Source organism: Amycolatopsis saalfeldensis (assembly GCF_900110575.1).
GTDB lineage: Bacteria > Actinomycetota > Actinomycetes > Mycobacteriales > Pseudonocardiaceae > Amycolatopsis > Amycolatopsis saalfeldensis.
On the sequence record NZ_FOEF01000003.1, the window covers coordinates 486,473 to 505,169 of the forward strand.

An 18,697-nucleotide genomic window follows, 5' to 3' on the forward strand; every position below is an offset into this window, starting at 1 on the left:
TTCAGGAGTTCTTGCCCGGCAGCGCGAGCCGGAAGATCTTGCGCACCACCGAACCGAGCTGCTTCGACAGCGAGCCGGTGTTGTACGGCAGCCCGTACTTCTCGCAGATCGCGCGGACCTCGCCGGCGATCTGCGGGTAGCGCCGCGACGGGAGGTCCGGGAACAGGTGGTGCTCGATCTGGTGGCTGAGGTTTCCCGACATCAGGTGGAAGACCGGGCTGCCGCTGATGTTGGCCGAGCCGACCATCTGGCGCAGGTACCAGCCGCCGCGGCTCTCGTCCTCGGCCTGCTCCTCGGTGAACACCTCGGCGCCGTCGGGGAAGTGACCGCAGAAGATGATCGAGAACGCCCACAGGTTGCGCACCAGGTTCGCGCTGACATTCGCCGCCAGCGTGAGCGGCGCCAGCGGGCCGGTCAGAGCGGGGTACAGCAGGTAGTCCTTGCCCGCCTGGCCGGCCACCTTGCGCAGCATCGGCCCGAGCAGCGGCCGGACGTCCGCCCAGCCCCGCTCGCCCTGCACGATCCGGTCGGCCTCCAGATCGTGCAGCATGATGCCGTACTCGAAGAACAGCGCCTGCGCCGCGGCGTAGACCGGGTTGCCCAGGTAGTACGGGTGCCACGGCTGGTCCTCGGTGATGCGGAGGATGCCGTAGCCGACGTCGCGGTCCTTGTCGAGGATGTTGGTGTACGTGTGGTGCATGAAGTTGTGCGAGCGGCGCCACTGGCCGCTCGGGCAGACCATGTCCCATTCGAAGGTCTGCGAGTTGAGCGCGGGGTCCTTCATCCAGTCGTACTGGCCGTGCAGGACGTTGTGGCCGATCTCCATGTTGTCGAGGATCTTCGACACCGACAGGGCGGCGACCCCGCCGAGCCACGCCGGCGGGAACCAGCCGGCGAACAGCAGGACCCGGCCGGACACCTCGCACAGCCGCTGCACCGCGATCACCTTGCGGATGTAGTCGGCGTCGACGGCGCCGAGATCGTCGACGACCCGCTGGCGCAGCGCGTCGAGTTCCTCGCCCAGTTCGTCGATCAGCGCGGGGCCGGGCTGGGTGGTGGTCATCGTCATAAGCGTCTCCTCGGGTGGAGCACGGTGGAACGGGCGGATCCCCGGGGCGGCAGTGCCGGAAAAGGGGCTTCATCAGTCGCGCGCGGCGCGGGACGTCGTCGGCCGGGCCGCGGACGCTCAGACCGCCGAGGGTAGCCGCTGCCCCGGCCGGCCGGGCTCGGCAAACGGGTAACTGTGCCTCGGGTGGGCAGTGTCACCACGGCGTTCGCAGTCCCGGCTGACGCAGACGCGGACCGCCACCCCCGGCGTTCCCGCCGTGGCCGGTGCCGGTGTGTGCCGGACGGACAGCGCGTCGAGGGCCGCGCGGATCCCGGGCCCGCCCGCCGCGACGGACAGCCGGAACCCCTCGGCCGCGGCGTTTTCCCCGGCCTCGCGCACCGCGGTCAGCGCCGCCTCGCCGAGGCCCTCGCAGCCGGTCAGGTCGACCGTCAGCAGGCCCCAGCAGAGCCTCCGCGCCTCGGCGAGGTGCTCGGCCACCGCCGCGTCGCCGGCCTGGTCGAGCCGGCCCGACACCGAGACGGTCACCGTCCCCGCGCCGATCCGGGTGGCCACGCGCGCGGCCCGCCCGGGCCCGGGCGGCGCGGCCTTCGGGTGAACGGTCATCGGGCCTCCTGGCAGGAGCGGTCACGGCCAGGGGCAGGGGTCATGGCGACGCGAAACAAGTGTAAGCCGTCCGCGCCGGGCCGGTTTCGTGACTTGCCCCGGCGGGGCGCACGGACGATGCTGAACGGGGTAGTCGCCGTCGGCGACCATGCCGAGGGGTGGTCATGAGGGACACGTCGGCCGGACGGGCCGATCTGGGTGGTTTCGCCGGATTTCAGGGGCGCCGGTGAGCTGGCCGGACACCCCCGAGGGGGCGTCGCCGGAGGGGCGGACCGGCGTCCTGCTCGTGGGCACCCGCGGCGGAGACGGTCCCGGTGAAGTGCTGCTCCGGATTCGCGGCGGCACCGAAACCTACCGGGCCTACTCCGAAGTACCACTTCCGAAGGGGGCGACCGTGCTGGTCGTCGAGGAGCGCCCGCACCGCGCCGTCGACGTCGTGGCCTGGACGGACCCCTTTCCCCACAGCTAGGAGAGAACGAAGATGTTCGGATACCGAGTGCCCGCGCCCGACGAGGCGATGCTGATCTCCGGCGGCAAGCGCGGGAGTTCGGGTGAGGGACCGTTCCGCGTGGTCACCGGGCACGGCGCGTTCATCATGCCGTTCTTCCGCAAGGTCCGGTTCCTGACGCTGAGCATGGCCGAGGCGGAGGTGTCCGAGACCTGCGTGACCAAGCAGGCGATCACGCTCAACGTCCGCGCGGTCATCGCGTTCAAGGTCGGCAACGACACCGAGAGCATCGTCAACGCCGGTCAGCGGTTCCTGTCGGACCAGGGGCAGATGTCGGTGCTGACCGGGCGGATCTTCGCCGGGCACCTGCGCTCGATCGTCGGGTCGATGACGGTGGAGGAGATCGTCACCGAGCGGCAGAAGCTGGCCACCGAGGTGCTCGACGGCTCGGCCGCGGAGATGGCGAAGATCGGCCTGACCATCGACTCGCTGCAGATCCAGTCGATCGACGACATGAAGCTCGGCTACATCGCGGCGATGGCCGCGCCGCACAACGCCGCCATCCAGCGTGAGGCCCAGATCGCCCAGGCGCGGGCCGACCAGGCCGCGGCCGAGGCGGCGCAGGAGTCGCACCGGCGGCAGGCGGAGTACTCGCGAAAGACCGCCGTCGTGCAGGCGCAGTACAAGGCCGAGGTCGACAAGGCGCAGGCCGAGGCGGCGCAGGCCGGGCCGCTGGCCGAGGCGACGGCGCAGCGCGAGGTGATCCACGCCCGTACCGAACTCGCCCAGCGCGAAGCCTTGCTGCGTCAGCAACAGCTGGTGACCGAGGTCGTCCGCCCGGCCGAGGCGCAGGCGGAGCAGGTGCGCGTGATGGCCCGTGCGGACGCCGAGGCGATGGAGATCAAGGCCGCGGCCGCCGCGTCGCACAACCGCGTCGCGCTCGACCGCCTGGTGATCGAGCAGCTGCCCGAGATCGTCAAGGAGGCGGCGCGCGGGCTCAGCGGCGCGCAGGTGACTGTCCTCAATGGAGCGGACGGGCTGGGCGAGATCGCCGCCGGACTGGTCAGCCAGGGCATGGCGATCCTCGACTCGGTCAAGGCGGGCATCGGCCGCCCGGCTTCGGGGGATGCGGAGCCCTCGGCCACCGCGGACAACCACGCCCCTGCCGACCAGGGCAAGCCCGCGATCGAGCGCTGAGGCTGCCCCGTCCCTGAAGGCCGCCGTTTTCCGGTGGCCTTCAGGGGGCGGTTCGCTGGAGCACCACGGCCACGAGCAGCGCGACCGCGACCAGGACGCCGCTGGTCCAGACCGGGCCGAGGTCGCCGCTGCCGAGCGTGGCCGCCGCGATGGCCGGCCCGCCCGCGGCGCCGACGTTGAGCGCCGCCGTGGCGTACGAGCCGCCCATGGTCGGCGCGCCCGCGGATTCGTAAAGCACCCTGGCGATCAGCGTGCTGCCGAGCGCGAACGACAGCGCGCCCTGGACGAACACCAGGATCAGCAAAGCGATCGGAGCGGCGGCCAGCCCGGCCAGCGCGAGCCAGCCGAGCAGCAGCAACGGCCCGCCGGCCGCGAGCACGAGCCCGGGCCGCCGATCGGACAGCCGCCCCGCGACGGTGACTCCGGCGAACGACCCGAGCCCGAACAGCACCAGCGCGACCGGCACCCACGGCTCGGCCAGCCCGGCCGTGCCGGTGACGATCGGGGCCAGGAAGGTGAACGTCGCGAAGGTGGCGGCGTTGACCAGGGCGCCGAGCACCATGGTCAGGGCCAGCCGGGGCTTGGCCAGCTGCCGGATCTCGGCCTGGAGCGCGGGCGCGGCGCCCGTTGCCGGGGCGGGAAACCCTTTCACCACACCGAAAGCCGCGGGCAGGCACAGGATGACGATCGCCCAGAAAGCAGCCCGCCAGCCGAGGAGGGCGCCGAGGACGGCGCCGCCCGGGACACCGGCGATGGTGGCCACCGTCGTCCCGGCGAGCAGGATCGACAGCGCGCGTCCCTTGCGGTCCGGGGCGACCAGCGCGGCCGCGGCGGTCAGGGCCGCGGCCAGGAAACCGGCGTTCGCCAGCGCGGCGACGACGCGGGTGGCCAGCAGCGCCGCGAAGCTCGTGGTGACGGCGCCCGCGAGGTGCGCGGCGGCGAACACCAGGACGAAGCCGAGCAGCGAGGCGCGGGTGGGCCACCGTCGCGCGAGCGCGGCCGTCAGGGGGGCGCCGGCGGCCATGCCGACCGCGAACGCCGAGGTCAGCAGCCCGGCCGTGCCGATCGGCACGCCGAGGCCGTTGGCGATGTCCGGCACCAGGCCGGCGAGCATGAATTCCGAAGTGCCCATCGCGAAGACGGCCACGGCGAGCAGGTAGAGCGAAAACGGCATCAAGGGCTCCGATGGCTCCGAGGTGAGGGAGAACGACCAGGCGTCTCGTCACCGCGGTCAGCGCCCCAGGGCGCGCACCGGTCCCGGAAAGGGGGACTCTCAGTGGCTCAGGGGGCTGACGGCGTGACCGAAAGCCCCCACCTTGTCCGCTTCAAGGCTCGACATGGCGCCCACCGTACTCACCGCCGCCGGTCGCCGCGCAACCGGATTTCACCGCGCGGTGCTCGACCGCCGAGGCCACGGGCACCTGGTTGCGCAACCGGGTCAGCGCGACACCGGCGAGCACCACCGCCATCCCGGCCGCGGCCCGGAACCCGACTGCCTCGTGGAGCACGATCGCGCCGAGCGCCACCGAGACGACGGGCAGCAGGTAGCCGACCGTCGCGGCGTTGGTGGCGCCTTCGTCCGCGATGATCCGGTAGGTGAGGTGGAAGGTGAGCCCGGTGGCGAACACGCCCAGCGCGACGATGGCGACCAGGCCGACGGCCGTGAGGCGGATCGGCGCGAAGCCGGCCGGCAGGGCCAGCGCGGACAGCCCCGTGGCGGCGGTGAGCTGGGCCGAGGAGAGGGACAGCGTCGGCACGCCCCGGCCGACCAGATGCCTTCCCATATAAGCGAAACCGACCGCGTAACTGGCGGCCGCGGCGCAGAGGGCGAGCCAGCCCCAGCCCGCTTCACCGGTCTGTTCCCACGGGGCGAAGATCAGCACCGTCCCGGCGAAGCCGAGCAGCAGCCCGCCCAGCCGGGCCGGGCGCGGGCGGCGTTCCGAGCCCAGGAACAGCCCGATCAGCAGGGACCACAGCGGCGTCGTCGCGCTGAGCACGCCGGCCACCCCGGAGCCGACGGTCTCCTGGCCGACGCCGAACAGGAAGAACGGCAGCGCGTTGCAGAAGAACGCGGCCACGAGCAGGTGCCCCCAGATCCGCCACCCGCGCGGAAGCCGCCGCCGCCCCACCACGGCCGCGACGATCAGCGTCGCCGCCCCCAGCGCGCACCGCAGGAAGGCCACCTGCACCGGCGAGAACGCGCCCAGCGCCAGCTCGATCCAGAGGAACGTCGACCCCCACACCAGGGCCAGCACCGCCACCCGGAGCACCGCCCAGGCCCGCCCTTTTCCTTGTGCCATGGGGAAAACCCTGCCCCCACCGGACGACGGCGACAAGCGCGAAGTACTTCACCACCGTTAAGCCGGGCTACAAGGTCTACATCGGACAGTTCCGCCCCGGCACGGCCGCGGGTGACGACAGTGACGCGGCCGCCCGCTCAGTCGGCGCCTTCCATCGCGGGCCCGGCCTCCGGTTTCGCGGGCCCGGCTTCGGTCACGAGACGTTGCTGCCGCCGGAGGTTCAGCCGATTGCCACCCCGCTTGCGATCTGGCCCGGGTTGATCCAGCCGCTGTGGTTGTCGCCGCCGGACCAGTAGTGGGTGGCCGCGTTGGTGGTGGGGTCGTGGGTGGCGATGGTGACGTGGCCGCCCGCTCGCGGCACCACTTGTCCCAGCTGCGCTCTCCCAGCCCCGGTTTCGGTCACGGGACGTTGCTGCCGTCGGAGGTTCAGCCGATTGTCACCCCGCTTGCGATCTGGCCCTGGTTGATCCAGCCGCTGTGGTTGTCGCCGCCGGACCAGTGGTGGGTGGCCGCGTTGGTGGCGATGGTGACGAGGTCGCCTGCTCGCAGTGCCATTCACCGTGCGGTGCTCGCTGTAGCGGTGGCTTCCACGGCCGCACGTGGGCGAGGAGGCCCGCCCCGGTTTCGGTCACGGGACGTTGCTGCCGTGGGAGACTCAGCCGATTGTCACCCCGCTTGCGATCTGGCCCTGGTTGATCCAGCCGCTGTGGTTGTCGCCGCCGGACCAGGAGCGGTGGGTGGCCGCGTTGGTGGCGATGGTGACGAGGTCGCCTGCTCGCAGTGCCATTCACCGTGCGGTGCTCGCTGTAGCGGTGGCTTCCACGGCCGCACGTGGGCGAGGGCCCGCCCCGGTTTCGGTCACGAGACGGTGCTGTCGTCGGAGGTTCAGCCGATTGCTACCCCGCTAGCGATCTGGCCCTGGTTGATCCAGCCGCCGTGGCCATCGCCGCCGGACCAGGAATACAGGGTGGCCGCGTTGGTGGTGGGGTTGCCGAAGAGGTAGTCGGCGCTGCCGTCGCCGGTTGCGTCGGCCAGGGTGACGCGGTCGGCGGTGGTGGTGAGGACGGTCGCGATCTGGCCGTAGGGGATCCAGGCGCCGTGGCCGTCTCCGCCTCGGTTCAGGTACAGGGTGACGGCGCCGTTGTCGGCGAGTGCGCTGTAGTCGGCGCGGCCGTCGCCGTCGAAGTCGGCGAACCGGACTCGGGACGGGTCGGTGGTGGTGCCGGTGGCCACCTGGCCGAGCCTGGTCCAGCCGCCGTGGCCGTCTCCGCCGCGGTTGAGGAACACGGTGACGGCGCCGTTGTCGGCGATGGTCAGGTAGTCGGTGCGGCCGTCGCCGTCGAAGTCGGCGAACCGGACTCGGGACGGGTCGGTGGTGGTGCCGGTGGCCACCTGGCCCAGATCGGTCCAGCCGCCATGACCGTCGCCGCCGCGGTTCAGCCGCACCGAGACGGCGCCGTTGCCGGCGATGGTCAGGTAGTCCGCGCGGCCGTCGCCGTCGAAGTCGGCGAACCGGACCCGCGACGGGTCCGTCGTGGTCCCGGAAGTGACCGGGCCGAGCACGTCCCAGCCGCCGTGCCCGTCGCCGCCGCGGTCGAGGTAGACCGACACCTCGCCGCTGCTCGCGACGGCGAGGTAGTCGGCGCGGCCGTCACCGTCGAAGTCCGCCCAGCGGACCTTGCCCGAGCCGCCTGCCTCGGTGCCCGCCGCCAGCGGGGGGCGGCCGGTGACCGCGCCGTCGGTCCAGGCCTGGTCGAGCGCGCCGTAGAGGCTCTGCGCCATCCGCTGGTAGCCGGCGTCGTTCGGGTGCAGCCCGTCGGCCATCTCGGCCGAGGTGAGCGCGGGCGGGTCGACGTACCGCAGCTGGTGCCCCGCCTGCTGTTCGGCCGCCGGGAACCCCTTGACCCGGCTGTTGAACGCCGCGACCTGGTCCTGCAGCCCGGGCGTGGTCGGGATCAGCCCCAGCACGAGCACCGCGACGCCGGGGCGGTCGGTGAAGACCCGGTCGAGCAGCGCTCGCAGGCGGTCCGGCGCGCCGGGCAGGTCGATGCCCCGGTTGAGGTCGTTGATCCCGAGGTGCAGCAGCACGACGTCGGGCCGGGCGTCGGCCACCCAGCCGTCGATCCCGGCGGCGATCTCGTCGATCGTGTAGCCGCTGTGCCCCTCGTTCGCGGGCGCGGCCAGGCTGCCGGAAGCCTGGCTCCCGACGAACCTCGCGGCGTAACGCGACTGCCCGGCGATCATCGTCCACAGTGGAGCGCGGTAGGAGGACGCGGTCGCACTGCCCACGCCCCAGGTGATCGAGTCGCCCAGCGGCATCACCCGGACGACGGGCGCGAGCGCCGCCGCGGCAGCCGGGACGACCGCGGCGGTGAGCCCCACCAGCACCACGGCGGCGAGGGCCAGCAGACGGCGCATCTCAGGACGCCGCGTTCACGAGGTCGAGCGCACTCTGCTGACGCGCGGCGTCGATCTTGTCCAGCGGCCCGGACCAGCGCAGTCCGTACTGGTCAAGGGAATTGCGGTCCGAGCCGTACGCCCGGTCGGCCTGGCGCTTCAGGTAAGCCGTGTACGGGTGGTCGGGCAGCGCCGCGTTCAGCGCGCCCAGCCCGCGGGCGTCGGCACCCTTGAACGACGGCCCGTCACCGCCGCAATCGCCGGTCTCGCAGGGGTCCCGGAGGATCCCGTCGGCGGTGTTGAGCGAGCCGGACGTGGTGTTCGCGTCGCCCAGCTGACGCGCGGTGGTCAGCAGGGAGCTGTCACCGGTGGCGCGGTTCAGCTCCGTCAGCGCGTTGATCAGCACGCCCTGGTTGTACGACCACACCGTGCTTCCGTTGTTCTTGCAGGTGTTCAGATCCGTGCCGTCGTTCACCAGGTTCGAGCCGTTGACCATGCCGGTGCCCTGGAACCAGCTCCAGTCGCTGCGCGCGCGGCCGAGGTAGGTGCTGTCGCCGGAGATCCGGTTGTGCAGCGCGGCGTTCAGCTGGATGTAGAGCGAGTTCGCGATGGCGTTCTTGTACGTCTTCGCGGTGCTCCACCAGACCCCGCCGCCGCAGGTGCCGTCCCAATAGGACGCCATGTGGTCCGCGTCCGCGCGGGCGGTGGACAGGTAACGGCTGTCGCCGGTCAGGTCGTAGGCGGCCACCCAGGCCAGGCCCCACCAGCCGGTGTCGTCGATGTAGTCGTTGCGGAACTGGCCCAGGCCGCTGTTGACGTTCAGGTCGTAGGTGCGCCCGATGGCGTAGGTGTAACTGGCCATCCCGGTCACCTTGATGCCGTTGATCACCGCGGTCAGCGCGTTCGCCGAGTTCCACCAGCCGGTGGTCGAGAACAGGCCGGTCTGGAGGTTGTAGAACATCATCTGCGCGGTGGCCGCCGCGGTGCGCCGCTCACCGGCGTTCCACGGGGTGCGCGCCCACGAGGTGCAGGCGATGTCCGCGCGGTCGCCGGCCTTGCCGCAGGCGCGCAGCGCGCCGACGCCGAGGTTGTTCCAGTCGTCGACGTTGTACATCAGGGTGCGCCACCCGGTCTGCCCGGACGGGGTGGCGGTGTCGCCTAGCTTGCTGCCCGAGGCCCAGCTCTGGCCGCCGTCGAAGGAGCGGTCCAGCCACACCTCGTCGCCCGGGCTGCCGTTGCCGATCGAGGCCCAGCCCATCGCGTCGGTGTCGTCGAAGTGCAGCACGATCGACCGGGAGAACAGGGTGACCGAAAGCGGGGTCCGGTCGCCGGGGGACAGCGCGGGATCGGCGGCGTCGCAGCGTTTGTTGCAGATCGCGGCCTGCACGGCGGGGGTCTTCGAAGGCGCGGCTTGGGCCGGCGCGGGCTGGTGCGGCCCGGGCGCGTGGGCGGGGGGAGAACCGGCCGGAGCAGGCGCCGGGGGAGTGACGGGCGGATGCGCGGCCACGAGGAGCTGGGCGGCCAGCGCGGTCGCGGCCAGGAGGGCGCGCACGGTCGTGGCGGAGGCGGGTCTGAACCGGGCAGCGGGCATGACTGTCCTCCTCGTCGAGACACGAGAGCGGCCTCCCGGACGGGGGAGGCAGTGAGCAGGCCGCGCGGGCCCGGCGGTGGGCCGGGGTTCAGCGTGACTCGCGGATTGTCGCCGTGTCAACGGAAACCGGGGAAACTGGTTCAGACAACTTTCTGTCCGGACCGCCCGCCGATCCTTCGGTGCGACCGTAGGGACAGGGCCGCCGGGGAGCGGCACAATGCCCGTGCCTCACTCAGGTTCGCGCGCGTCCGGAGTGGGTTCCAGCGCGGCCAGCGCGCCCCGCAGGGCGCCGACGCAGGTGTCGCGCAGGCTTTCGCGGCTGAACGCGTCCGTGGTGATCCACTCGACGCACAGCGAGCGGACGAACACCAGCCAGCCCATCACGACCGCGGGCGCGGTCGGGTGGCCGGTGAGACCGGTGGCCTCCAGCAGCCCCCGCCCCTGCGCGGCGCACTCCTCGTTGATGATGGCCTGGATGACCGGGTCGCCCGCGAGCACCTGGTTCGCCGCGATCGCGGTGTTCCGGTTCGCCGCGAAGTAGTCGATGTGCGCGTCGAGCCCGGCGGACACCAGCTCCTCGACGGGGGTCTCCGGGTCGAACCGGACCTCGGCGACCAGGCGGTCCGCGGCTTGGCGGTAGATCGCGGCGAACAGGTCCCGCTTGCCCGGGAAGTATTGGTACAGCGCCGCTCGCGAGATCCCCGCGCGCTCGGCGACGTCCTCCATGGCCACCTCGGCGTACGGCTTGGCGGCGAACAGCTCGGCGCCGGCCTGGAGCAGTTCCTTGCGTCGCTCGGCGCGGTCGAGGCGCCGTCTGGGGGTCATGGGCCGATCCTAGTTGACACGAGTCCACTATCGGTCGTACCGTCCCTTAGTAGACGGAAGTCTACTAAGGGGGAGTGGTGATGGCCCGGTTCCTGAAGTGGCTGGCGCTGGCCATGGGGATCGCCTGCGCGGCGATCGGCGTGTTCCACTTCGCCGGCGGCATCGCTTCGGTGCCGGGCGAGGGCGGCGTCGGCGCCACTGTGGACAGTCGGGAACGCTTCTACGGCGCGCTGTTCTTCGGTTACGGCCTGATGTGGGTGTGGGCGGCCCGGCAGTCGCCGATCCCGGCCACGGTCGTGCGGTGGCTCGCCGGCGTGTTCCTCCTCGGCGCCGCCGGCCGTCTGGTGTCGCTGGCCGTGCACGGCTGGCCGCAGTGGTTCCAGCTGGCGCTCACGGTGATCGAACTCGTGCTTCCGCCGGTGTTCTTCTGGCTCGCGTCGGAGGACGAGAAGGCCAAGGCCCGCGTCGCGGCCTGACCGGGGGCTCCCGGCCGGGCACGTCAGACCTTGCGCGCGATCCCGCCGACGATCAGCCGCTGCGCCAGGTTCAGCGGCTCGAGGTGCGGCCCGTCCGGCCACCAGTTCGCCAGCTCGACGATGCCCGGCTCGATCAGCTCCAGCCCGTCGAACAGCTCCTCGATCTCGGACCGGGTCCGGGCCGTGGCGCCGCCGAGCGAACCGCGCGCGACCGCCTCCTGGAAGACGCGCATCGATTCGCTGTCGGCGCCCTCGCCCGGGTCGAACAGGTGGGAGATCGCGACGTACGAGCCCCGGGGCAGCGCGGCGATGTACTCGCGCATGATGTCGGCCGGGGCGTGCCGGTCGCCCTTGTGGTGGTGCAGCGTGGCCACGAAGAACAGCGCGATCGGCCGCTCCCAGTCCAGGTGGGCGCGCACGACCTCGTCGCCGAGGATGGTGGCGGGCTCGAAGATGTCGCCGGGCAGGAACCGGGTCCGCTCGTTCTCCTCCAGCAGCGCCCGGCCGTGCGCGATCACCACCGGGTCGTGGTCGATGTAGACGACCTTGGCCTCCGGCTGCAGCCGCTGCACCACCTGGTGCACGTTCTCGGCGGTGGGCAGGCCGGAACCGCAGTCGAGGTACTGGGTGAGGCCGGCGTTGGTGGCGAGGAACCGGCACACCCGGATCAGGAACGCGCGGTTCTCCCACGCCAGGTGCAGCGTCTCCGGCATCACCCGGGTGAGGTCGTCGAGCGTCTTGCGGTCGATCTCGTAGTGGTCCTTGCCGCCGAGCGCGTAGTCGTACATTCGCGCGATGCTCGCCCGCCCGGGGTCGACGCCCGCCGGGGCGTTCGGGTCGGCATCTGCGGCGTTCGACGGCATTCCGGTCGCCTCCTGGGTCGTGGTCGCACCCAGGGTAGTCAGCCGGGTGGGCCCGGTGAACCCGGCACGCCCGCTGGCGCCGGTGCGCAGGCGTACCCGGGCCGCGGGATGGGAGTGCGGCGGCCCGACCACGTCACGTTCCTCGCCGCCGAGCCCGGCCCGGACGACGGGTCCGTCGCCGCGCAGTGGCCGACCTTCACGAACAAGTCCTACGACCTCGTGTGCACCGGCGATCGGACCGGCGGCAACGGCCGCCTGCACCACATCGCCTTCGCCGCCGACATCTGCTTCGGCCCGCTGACCCGGCTGATCCTGGCGCCGGACCGGCGGCCGATCACCCGGACTCCGGCCGAGCGCGCGAAGGGCCAGGCCTGGGGCCCGAAGACGATCGGGTCGTTCCACACCCGCGGCACGCCGCCGGTGGGCGGGGCCTAGGATCGCACCGGTGCCGCCCGACTCGCCGCCCCCGGGGTTCGTCCTGCTGGAGTCCTCGCCGTTCGTCGAGCAGGTGGGGCCGATCTACCGCGACGGCGAAGGCCGGCTCGGGGTCCGCGTACTCCCGGCGCACACGAACACGATGGGCTCGGTGCACGGCGGCTTCCTGATGACGGTCGTCGACATCGCCGCCGGCCAGGGCGCGCGCGCCGGGCCATCGGCGCGGGCTCGGTGGTCCGCACGGTCAGCACCAGCGTCGACTTCCTCGCCACGGCGGGCGTCGGCAGCTGGCTGGAGGCGGACCTCACGGTCGACCGCATCGGGCGCCGCGCGGTTTTCACTTCGTGCCGCGTGACGTCGGGGGACACGGTGGTCGCGCGGGCGACCGCGGTGCTCATGCGCGGATAGCACCCGGTCGAGTGGTCGCCGGTTCTTTCACTCTCTGATGCCGGATCGGCGCGACGCTCCCCGTAGTGGAGCAAGAGGCGCCTGGCGATTGTCGGCACAATCGAATTCCGGAGTTCGGGAACCACCCGGATGCCGCAGTCGTGAATCCGGTTCGCTCACTCTACCGGGCTAGGGAAGATAGCTTTCCGTGAGATTGAACCGGCGGGGGGATCATTGTGTTTTGCGCACTCCCGGGACACGGTCGGAATTGTCGTTACCCCTGAAGTCGAGGAGTGCCATGAAACGGAAAATAGCCGGTCTCGCCGCGTCGATGATCGCCCTGGCCTGCCTGGTCGCCGCGCCGGCTTCCGCGGCGGAACCCGGTCAAGGCCGGCCCGGGTGCTTTTCCGAGACCTACTCGGTCGCATTCGGGGTGGGGATCGCCGTGAACTGCGGCTTCGGCGAGGGGAACGGCTACCGGGTCGTCGCCCATTGCTCGAGCGGTGAGAATTTCTGGTACTCCCTGGGCACTTACGTGCCCTACGATTTCGGTCCTTCGGTCGCCAAATGCGAGGGTGGGCTCTTCTCCCCGGCCTCGCTGGGCGGTTATCACATCGTCGAGTACTGACGCGGATTGGTGGGGAAAACCGTCGTGTGGCCGCTTCCGGGCGAAGCGGCCACACGTCTCTCGCGCTGACCTGCCAGCTCCACGAGTCCCCCTCGAAGCCATGGTCACTTCACGTCAGCTGACGAAGCGGCGATCGAGCATAAACTGCCCTGAAGAGCGCCGTCAACCACGGTGTCCGGTTCGCCGAAGATCGGCTTCACCCCAGCCGGCGCCCGGTAGGGTGCGGGCCATGTCCGACACGCTCGCCGCCAAGGTGGATCACCTGTTCAGCACCGTGCGGCCGCGTGAGGGGAACGAGTACTCGTTCGAAGAGGTCGCCGAGGGCATCCGCGCCAAGGGCGGGCCCACCATCTCCGCGACCTACCTCTGGCAGCTGCGAAAAGGGCTGCGCGACAACCCGACGAAGCGGCACCTGGAGGCCCTCGCCGGGTTCTTCGGCGTCCCGCCCGCGTACTTCTTCGACGACGCGGAGGCGGAGCGGATCAACGCTGAGCTGACGTTGCTCAGCGCGCTGCGTGCCGCGCCGGTGCGGCAGATCGCCTTGCGCGCCAACGGATTGTCCTCGAAGAGCCTGGAGGCGATCGCCGACATGGTGGACCGGGTGCGGCAGCTGGAGGGATTGCCCGACCCGGACGCCGGGCGGTGACCGGACCCGGCGACCGGCGGCTCCGCAAGCGGTGCGCCGCCCGGCTGCGCGAGCTGCCCATGCCGGTGCCGTTCGACGTGCGGGTGCTCTGCGATCAGGTGGCGCGGCGCCGCGGCCGCCCGATCCGGCTGGTGCCGATGGCCGGGCTGACCGGCGTCTGCGGGCTGTGGCTGGCCACCGGCGAGGCGGACCTGATCTGCTACGAGGCGGCGACCAGCCGGCCGCATCAGGAGCACATCATCCTGCACGAGCTGGCCCACGTGCTGTGCGATCACTACCCGTCGTCCATGCCGGAGGCCGCCGCCTCGCTGCTGCCGAGCCTCGACCCCGCGATGGTCCGGCGGGTCCTGGCCCGCGCCGGCTACTCGACCGAGGAGGAGCGCGAGGCCGAGCTGCTGGCGTCACTCATCCGGCAGCGGGCCCGCACCGGTGGCAGCCCCGCCGACCGGCTCCGTTCGGCGCTGGGGGACGCCGATGGCTGAGTGGCTGCTGCGGTACGGCCCGGTGGTGCTGGCCTGGGTCCTGTTCGCCGCGCGGCGTGGCGGCGACCCCGGCCGCCGGGCGGTCCGGCAGGTTTTCCTCGGCCTGGCCGTCTCGCTGACGGCGCTGACCCCCGCCGGGCAGACGGTGATCCGCGCGGTCACCGGCGCCCCGGACCTGCCGCGCCTGGCCGGGCACGCCGGCATGCTCTACGCCGCGTGGTCGGCGCAGCGGTTTCTCGCGCACCTGAACGGAATCCGCCCGCCGCGCCGGCAGGGCTGGTGGATCGGCGGCATGTTCGCGGTGATGTGTGTGCTCTTCGCGCTCACGCCCGACCTGAAGCCGCAGTCGCCGTGGGTGATGGAGTACTGCTTCGCTTACGCCGCGGCGCAGATCCCGGCCTTCGCCGGGGTGATCCGGCTGGGCCTGCGGTATGCGCGTCCGGCAGCCCCGGCTTCTTTGCGCGCGGGCCTTGGCCTGGCTGTCGCGGGCACTGCCGCCGGGGTGGTGTACCTGGTGAACAAGACGGCGCTGGCCGCCGCGCCCCGGTGGGGCTTCGACTATCCGCCCGGGCACGCGTTCCTGATGTCCAAGGCGCTGCCCGCCGTGGCGCACGTGCTGGTGCTCGTCGGCGTCACGCTGCCCGCGGCCGCGGCCTGGCTGGGCCGGTGCCGGCGGCACCGCCGGCTTCGTCCACTGTGGACGGCGTTGTACCGGGCCGACCCGGCGATCGCATTGGACCCGCCCGCCGGCCCGCGCCGGCTGGCGCCGTGGGGCCTCCGGATGCGCCTCTACCGGCGGGTGATCGAGATCCGCGACGGGCTGCTCGCGCTCCAGCCGTACCGGGACCCGGCCGTCGCCGCCGCCGCGCGGGAAAGCGGGGTCCGGGCCGGGCTGCGCGGCCGTCGGCTGGACGCCGCGGTCGAGGCCGCCGCGGTCGTCGCGGCATTGCGCGCGCGGGCGGACGGCGTGGCGCCGGACGTCGAGGAAAGCAGCGCCGCGCCCGGTGGCGAAGACCTCGGCAGCGACGCTGCGTTCCTGAGCGAGGTCGCCGTCGCCTACCGGCGCAACGCGGTCGCCGCGGGCTGACGAGCCAGGTCTTTGTCAAAGTGTTGACCGAGGGCCGGGCGCGCGGAAAGGTCGGATGTCAGGTCAGGTAGCTCGGTTTCTGCCGTGGGAGGCACCCGGTGCGGTACAGGTTCTTGGCGGCGGTCCTCGCGACGGCGGTACTCGGCGCGCCGAGTGTCGCCGCGGCGGCCCCTGGCGGGGCGGCTGCGGAAGCGCAGCTGGTCAGCGACCCGGCAGCGTACGTCGACCCGCTGATCGGCACCGGCAGCGGGGGCGGCTCGGTCGGCGAGATCAACAACTTCCCCGGCCCGGCGATGCCGTTCGGGATGATGCAGTTCTCCCCGGACACCCAGGGCTCCTACGCCGGCTACCAGTATCACAGCGATCAGATCCGAGGTTTCAGCCTCGATCACGCCTCGGTCGGCTGCACCGCGTTCGGCGACGTGCCGATCCTGCCGGTGACCGGCGACGTCGGTGCGGCCCCGTGGGACCGCACCGAGCACTTCACCCATGACGGCGAGCAGGCCGCACCCGGCTATTACGCCGTGACGCTCGCCGATTCGAAGGTCCGCGCGGAGCTGACCGCCGGCACGCGCACCGGCCTGGCCGCGTTCACCTTCCCGGCCGGCGCGAACGCGCAGGTGCTGGTCAAGGGCGGCGCCAGCCTGGCCGGCGACTCCCACGCGGACCTGAAGGTCACCGGCGACCACGAGGTCAGCGGTTCGGCGACCACCGGCAACTTCTGCGGCAAGGGCAACAAGTACACCGTCTACTACGACGTCACGTTCGACCAGCCGTTCACCGCGCACGGCACGTGGGACGGCACCTCGGTGAAGCCGGGCACGGACGCCGTCGACTCGCCGAAGGCCGGCGCCTACCTGACCTTCGGCTCGCAGAAAGTGGTGCACGCCAAGGTTTCGATGTCGTACGTGAGCGTCGACGGCGCGAAGGCCAACATGGCCGCGGAGATCCCGGGCTGGGACCTCGGCGCCGTCCGTCAGTCCACAAGGGACGCCTGGTCGGCCATGCTCGGCAAGATCCGCGTGGCGGGCAAGGACTCCGCGCAGCTCAAGACCTTCTACACCTTCCTGTACCACTCGCTGATGCACCCCAACACGTTCAACGACGTCGACGGCCGGTACATCGGCTTCGACGACAAGATTCGGACGCTGCCCGCCGGGCACGCGCAGTACGCCAACTTCTCCGATTGGGACACCTACCGCACGCTCGCGCCGTTGCAGGCCATGCTGTTCCCGAAGCAGGCCAGCGACATGGCGCAGTCGCTGACCAACGACGCGGTGCAGGGCGGCTGGTGGCCGCGCTGGCCGATGGCGAACGACTACACCGGCCAGATGACCGGGGACAGCTCGGTGGCGCTGATCTCGAGCCTGTACGCCTTCGGCGCGCGGGACTTCGACGTCAAGACCGCGCTGAAGTACCTGGTCAAGGGCGCGACGTCGGTGGACGGGACGCCCGGCGCGTACCAGGAGCGCCGGGGCGTCGCGGACTACGTGGCCCGCGGGTACATGCCGAACAACGACGCCTCCCGCGGCGACCACGCGCGCGTCGGCGCGTCGATCACCCTGGAGTGGGCGATCGACGACTTCGCGATCGCGCAGTTCGCGCAGGGCATCGGCGACCGCGGCGTCGCCCGTGAGTTCGGCAAGCGCGGCCAGAACTGGCAGAACATCTTCAACCCGGCCACCGGCTACCTCCAGCCGCGCGGCGAGGACGGCCGCTTCCCCGACGGCCCGGCCTACCAGCCCCCGCCGCCGGGCGAATTCGGCCAGGACGGCTTCGACGAGGGCAACGCCGCGCAGTACACCTGGCTGGTCCCGCAGGACCCGGCCGGCCTGGTCACCGCGATGGGCGGGCCGGCGAAGACCGCGGCGCGGCTGGACACGTTCTTCCAGCAGCTGAACGTCGGCCCGAACGAGCCGTACATGTGGGCCGGCAACGAGCCCGACTTCGGGGTGCCGTGGCTGTACAACCACGTCGGGCAGCCGTGGAAGACGCAGCAGGTGGTGCGGCAGATCGCGACCACGCAGTTCAGCGCCACCCCGGACGGCGAGCCGGGCAACGACGACCTCGGCGCGCAGTCGTCCTGGTACGTCTGGGCCGCGCTCGGCATTTATCCCGGCACGCCGGGGACCTCGGACCTGGTCGTGCACAGCCCGCTGTTCGAGCGCGCCGTGCTCACCCTGCCGACCGGGCGCACCATCGACATCCGCGCGCCGAAGGCGTCCGCGACCACGCCGTACGTGCAGGATCTCCGGCTGAACGGCGGGGAGTGGAACCGCACGTCGCTGCCCGCCGGCACCGCGCACGACGGCGCCCGGCTGGACTTCACGCTGGCCGCGCAGCCGGATCGCGGCTGGGCCGCGGGCAGCCAGCCACCGTCCTATCGGGACAGTGAACAGCCGTTCCTCGCCTCGGCCGACAACCAGCTGACGGCCGCGCCGGGCTCGACGGGCCAGGCGACGATCACCGGCCAGCGGCTCGGCGGCCACGATCGCGCTCTCGACGTCACCGTGCAGTCGCCGGCGGGCCTGACGGCCACGGCGCCGCGGCAGCTCCGGCTCGACGACCGGACCGGCGGCGGGAGCGTGAAGCTGACGGTTTCCGTGCCCGCCGGGACCCCCGAGGGTTACTACCCGGTGCCGGTGACCGTCCGCGGCAGCGGCCACACGGTGACGACTTCGGTGATCGTGCTGGTCGCCCCGAAGGGCGGCCTCACCGCCGCGTACGGCAACGTCGGGATTTCCGACGACGGCGACGCCGGCTCGGCGAACTTCGACACCGCGGGCAACAGCCTTTCGCGGCAGGCGCTCGCGGCCGCGGGCCTGGCCGGCGGGAAGACCGCGCAGGCCGTGGGCACGTCCTTCACCTGGCCCGCCGCGCCCGCGGGCCGCCCGGACAACGTCGTGCCCGCGGGGCAGGTGATCACCCTCGCCGCGCCCGCCGGCCGCCTGTCCTTCATCGGCACCGCAACGAATGGCGACCACCGCGCCACCGCCACGGTCACCTTCACCGACGGCACCACCGCCCAGTCGGACCTGTCCTTCGGCGACTGGGTCCTCCCGGGCGGCGGCACGGACCCGGTGTTCGGCAACACGCTGGTCGCGCGCACCGCGTACCGCAACCAGCCGGGCGGCCAGGGCGGCGCTGCTTCGATTTACGCCACGGCACCGTTTGTCGCCCCGGCGGGCAAGCAGGTGGCCTCGGTGACGTTGCCGGCCGAGCGGGATCTGCACGTGTTCGCGGTGGGGCTGGGCTGAGGCCCG

The 18,697-nt window shown here is 72.1% G+C and carries 21 protein-coding genes; 10 read left to right on the forward strand and 11 right to left on the reverse strand.

Annotation, left to right across the window (positions count from 1 at the left end):
* Position 1: 1 nt before the first annotated feature.
* The gene (locus BMY97_RS09885) at positions 2-1,069 is read right to left on the reverse strand and encodes a fatty acid desaturase family protein (protein WP_091615729.1); all 1,068 of its coding nucleotides are present in this window, start codon (positions 1,067-1,069) and stop codon (positions 2-4) included.
* Positions 1,070-1,186: 117 nt separating this feature from the next.
* Positions 1,187-1,672, reverse strand: a complete 486-nt coding sequence (locus BMY97_RS09890) for an STAS domain-containing protein (RefSeq protein WP_091615732.1) — start codon at positions 1,670-1,672, stop codon at positions 1,187-1,189.
* 226 nt (positions 1,673-1,898) lie between these two features.
* Between BMY97_RS09890 and BMY97_RS09895 the strand changes: the two genes are divergently transcribed.
* Together BMY97_RS09895 and BMY97_RS09900 are read left to right on the forward strand one after the other, a co-directional pair.
* Positions 1,899-2,141 (forward strand): hypothetical protein, encoded by a 243-nt coding sequence (locus tag BMY97_RS09895; RefSeq protein WP_091615735.1) that lies wholly within the window; start codon positions 1,899-1,901, stop codon positions 2,139-2,141.
* 12 nt (positions 2,142-2,153) lie between these two features.
* Positions 2,154-3,317, forward strand: a complete 1,164-nt coding sequence (locus tag BMY97_RS09900) for an SPFH domain-containing protein (RefSeq protein ID WP_091615737.1) — start codon at positions 2,154-2,156, stop codon at positions 3,315-3,317.
* A gap of 40 nt (positions 3,318-3,357) precedes the next feature.
* On the opposite strand, the gene BMY97_RS09905 is transcribed toward BMY97_RS09900, so the two are convergent.
* The 8 genes from BMY97_RS09905 to BMY97_RS09925 all read right to left on the reverse strand — a co-directional run bounded on the left by BMY97_RS09905 (position 3,358) and on the right by BMY97_RS09925 (position 10,430).
* A complete protein-coding gene (locus BMY97_RS09905) occupies positions 3,358-4,491 on the reverse strand; it encodes a Cmx/CmrA family chloramphenicol efflux MFS transporter (protein ID WP_091615740.1) in 1,134 nt (377 codons plus the stop codon).
* Positions 4,492-4,642: 151 nt separating this feature from the next.
* Positions 4,643-5,617, reverse strand: a complete 975-nt coding sequence (locus BMY97_RS09910) for a DMT family transporter (RefSeq protein ID WP_091615743.1) — start codon at positions 5,615-5,617, stop codon at positions 4,643-4,645.
* A 220-nt stretch (positions 5,618-5,837) separates the two neighbouring features.
* Positions 5,838-6,020, reverse strand: a complete 183-nt coding sequence (locus BMY97_RS46960) for a hypothetical protein (protein WP_177231255.1) — start codon at positions 6,018-6,020, stop codon at positions 5,838-5,840.
* Positions 6,021-6,043: 23 nt separating this feature from the next.
* The gene (locus tag BMY97_RS49080; RefSeq protein ID WP_281246891.1) at positions 6,044-6,172 is read right to left on the reverse strand and encodes a hypothetical protein; all 129 of its coding nucleotides are present in this window, start codon (positions 6,170-6,172) and stop codon (positions 6,044-6,046) included.
* 100 nt (positions 6,173-6,272) lie between these two features.
* A complete protein-coding gene (locus BMY97_RS49085) occupies positions 6,273-6,404 on the reverse strand; it encodes a hypothetical protein (RefSeq protein WP_281246892.1) in 132 nt (43 codons plus the stop codon).
* 98 nt (positions 6,405-6,502) lie between these two features.
* Positions 6,503-8,035 carry an FG-GAP-like repeat-containing protein gene (locus tag BMY97_RS09915; RefSeq protein ID WP_091615745.1) on the reverse strand — a complete coding sequence of 511 codons (1,533 nt, stop codon included), beginning with the start codon at positions 8,033-8,035 and terminating at the stop codon, positions 6,503-6,505.
* Position 8,036: 1 nt separating this feature from the next.
* Entirely contained in the window at positions 8,037-9,605 is a 1,569-nt protein-coding gene (locus BMY97_RS09920) for a glycoside hydrolase family 76 protein (protein WP_218156743.1), read from the reverse strand.
* 228 nt (positions 9,606-9,833) lie between these two features.
* Positions 9,834-10,430, reverse strand: coding sequence for a TetR/AcrR family transcriptional regulator (locus BMY97_RS09925; RefSeq protein WP_091615748.1), 597 nt, complete (start codon positions 10,428-10,430; stop codon positions 9,834-9,836).
* An 80-nt stretch (positions 10,431-10,510) separates the two neighbouring features.
* Between BMY97_RS09925 and BMY97_RS09930 the strand changes: the two genes are divergently transcribed.
* Positions 10,511-10,906, forward strand: a complete 396-nt coding sequence (locus BMY97_RS09930) for a DUF4345 domain-containing protein (RefSeq protein ID WP_091616293.1) — start codon at positions 10,511-10,513, stop codon at positions 10,904-10,906.
* A 23-nt stretch (positions 10,907-10,929) separates the two neighbouring features.
* Here the strand turns inward: BMY97_RS09930 and BMY97_RS09935 are convergent, their stop codons facing one another.
* Positions 10,930-11,769 carry an SAM-dependent methyltransferase gene (locus BMY97_RS09935; protein ID WP_091616296.1) on the reverse strand — a complete coding sequence of 280 codons (840 nt, stop codon included), beginning with the start codon at positions 11,767-11,769 and terminating at the stop codon, positions 10,930-10,932.
* A gap of 114 nt (positions 11,770-11,883) precedes the next feature.
* Here BMY97_RS09935 and BMY97_RS09940 point away from each other — a divergent pair, with 114 nt between their 5' ends.
* The 7 genes from BMY97_RS09940 to BMY97_RS09970 all read left to right on the forward strand — a co-directional run bounded on the left by BMY97_RS09940 (position 11,884) and on the right by BMY97_RS09970 (position 18,691).
* Complete coding sequence (locus BMY97_RS09940; RefSeq protein ID WP_218156744.1) at positions 11,884-12,204, forward strand: VOC family protein; 321 nt, start codon at positions 11,884-11,886, stop codon at positions 12,202-12,204.
* A gap of 216 nt (positions 12,205-12,420) precedes the next feature.
* Positions 12,421-12,612, forward strand: coding sequence for a PaaI family thioesterase (locus BMY97_RS09945; RefSeq protein ID WP_091615751.1), 192 nt, complete (start codon positions 12,421-12,423; stop codon positions 12,610-12,612).
* Positions 12,613-12,889: 277 nt separating this feature from the next.
* Positions 12,890-13,219: a hypothetical protein gene (locus BMY97_RS09950; RefSeq protein WP_245787242.1), complete on the forward strand. Its 330-nt coding sequence runs from the start codon at positions 12,890-12,892 to the stop codon at positions 13,217-13,219.
* Between the two features lie 229 nt (positions 13,220-13,448).
* Positions 13,449-13,865 carry a helix-turn-helix domain-containing protein gene (locus BMY97_RS09955; RefSeq protein WP_091615758.1) on the forward strand — a complete coding sequence of 139 codons (417 nt, stop codon included), beginning with the start codon at positions 13,449-13,451 and terminating at the stop codon, positions 13,863-13,865.
* Positions 13,862-14,347 (forward strand): hypothetical protein, encoded by a 486-nt coding sequence (locus BMY97_RS09960; RefSeq protein ID WP_245787243.1) that lies wholly within the window; start codon positions 13,862-13,864, stop codon positions 14,345-14,347. Before BMY97_RS09955 ends, BMY97_RS09960 begins: the two co-directional genes overlap by 4 nt.
* Positions 14,340-15,434, forward strand: a complete 1,095-nt coding sequence (locus BMY97_RS09965) for an MAB_1171c family putative transporter (RefSeq protein WP_091615761.1) — start codon at positions 14,340-14,342, stop codon at positions 15,432-15,434. The genes BMY97_RS09960 and BMY97_RS09965 overlap by 8 nt, the downstream gene beginning before the upstream one ends.
* Before the next feature lie 98 nt (positions 15,435-15,532).
* Positions 15,533-18,691, forward strand: coding sequence for a GH92 family glycosyl hydrolase (locus BMY97_RS09970; protein WP_245787244.1), 3,159 nt, complete (start codon positions 15,533-15,535; stop codon positions 18,689-18,691).
* Positions 18,692-18,697 lie beyond the last annotated feature (6 nt).

Bases quoted from the DNA above. Each gene is read 5' to 3' on its own strand.
- BMY97_RS09920 (WP_218156743.1), bottom strand. From the start codon at position 9,605: ATGCCCGCTGCCCGGTTCAGACCCGCCTCCGCCACGACCGTGCGCGCC.
- BMY97_RS09965 (WP_091615761.1), top strand. From the start codon at position 14,340: ATGGCTGAGTGGCTGCTGCGGTACGGCCCGGTGGTGCTGGCCTGGGTC.
- BMY97_RS49080 (WP_281246891.1), bottom strand. From the start codon at position 6,172: ATGGCACTGCGAGCAGGCGACCTCGTCACCATCGCCACCAACGCGGCC.
- BMY97_RS09935 (WP_091616296.1), bottom strand. From the start codon at position 11,769: ATGCCGTCGAACGCCGCAGATGCCGACCCGAACGCCCCGGCGGGCGTC.
- BMY97_RS09885 (WP_091615729.1), bottom strand. From the start codon at position 1,069: ATGACGATGACCACCACCCAGCCCGGCCCCGCGCTGATCGACGAACTG.
- BMY97_RS09955 (WP_091615758.1), top strand. From the start codon at position 13,449: ATGTCCGACACGCTCGCCGCCAAGGTGGATCACCTGTTCAGCACCGTG.
- BMY97_RS09905 (WP_091615740.1), bottom strand. From the start codon at position 4,491: ATGCCGTTTTCGCTCTACCTGCTCGCCGTGGCCGTCTTCGCGATGGGC.
- BMY97_RS09930 (WP_091616293.1), top strand. From the start codon at position 10,511: ATGGCCCGGTTCCTGAAGTGGCTGGCGCTGGCCATGGGGATCGCCTGC.
- BMY97_RS09925 (WP_091615748.1), bottom strand. From the start codon at position 10,430: ATGACCCCCAGACGGCGCCTCGACCGCGCCGAGCGACGCAAGGAACTG.
- BMY97_RS09890 (WP_091615732.1), bottom strand. From the start codon at position 1,672: ATGACCGTTCACCCGAAGGCCGCGCCGCCCGGGCCCGGGCGGGCCGCG.
- BMY97_RS09915 (WP_091615745.1), bottom strand. From the start codon at position 8,035: ATGCGCCGTCTGCTGGCCCTCGCCGCCGTGGTGCTGGTGGGGCTCACC.
- BMY97_RS09900 (WP_091615737.1), top strand. From the start codon at position 2,154: ATGTTCGGATACCGAGTGCCCGCGCCCGACGAGGCGATGCTGATCTCC.
- BMY97_RS09950 (WP_245787242.1), top strand. From the start codon at position 12,890: ATGAAACGGAAAATAGCCGGTCTCGCCGCGTCGATGATCGCCCTGGCC.
- BMY97_RS09910 (WP_091615743.1), bottom strand. From the start codon at position 5,617: ATGGCACAAGGAAAAGGGCGGGCCTGGGCGGTGCTCCGGGTGGCGGTG.
- BMY97_RS49085 (WP_281246892.1), bottom strand. From the start codon at position 6,404: ATGGCACTGCGAGCAGGCGACCTCGTCACCATCGCCACCAACGCGGCC.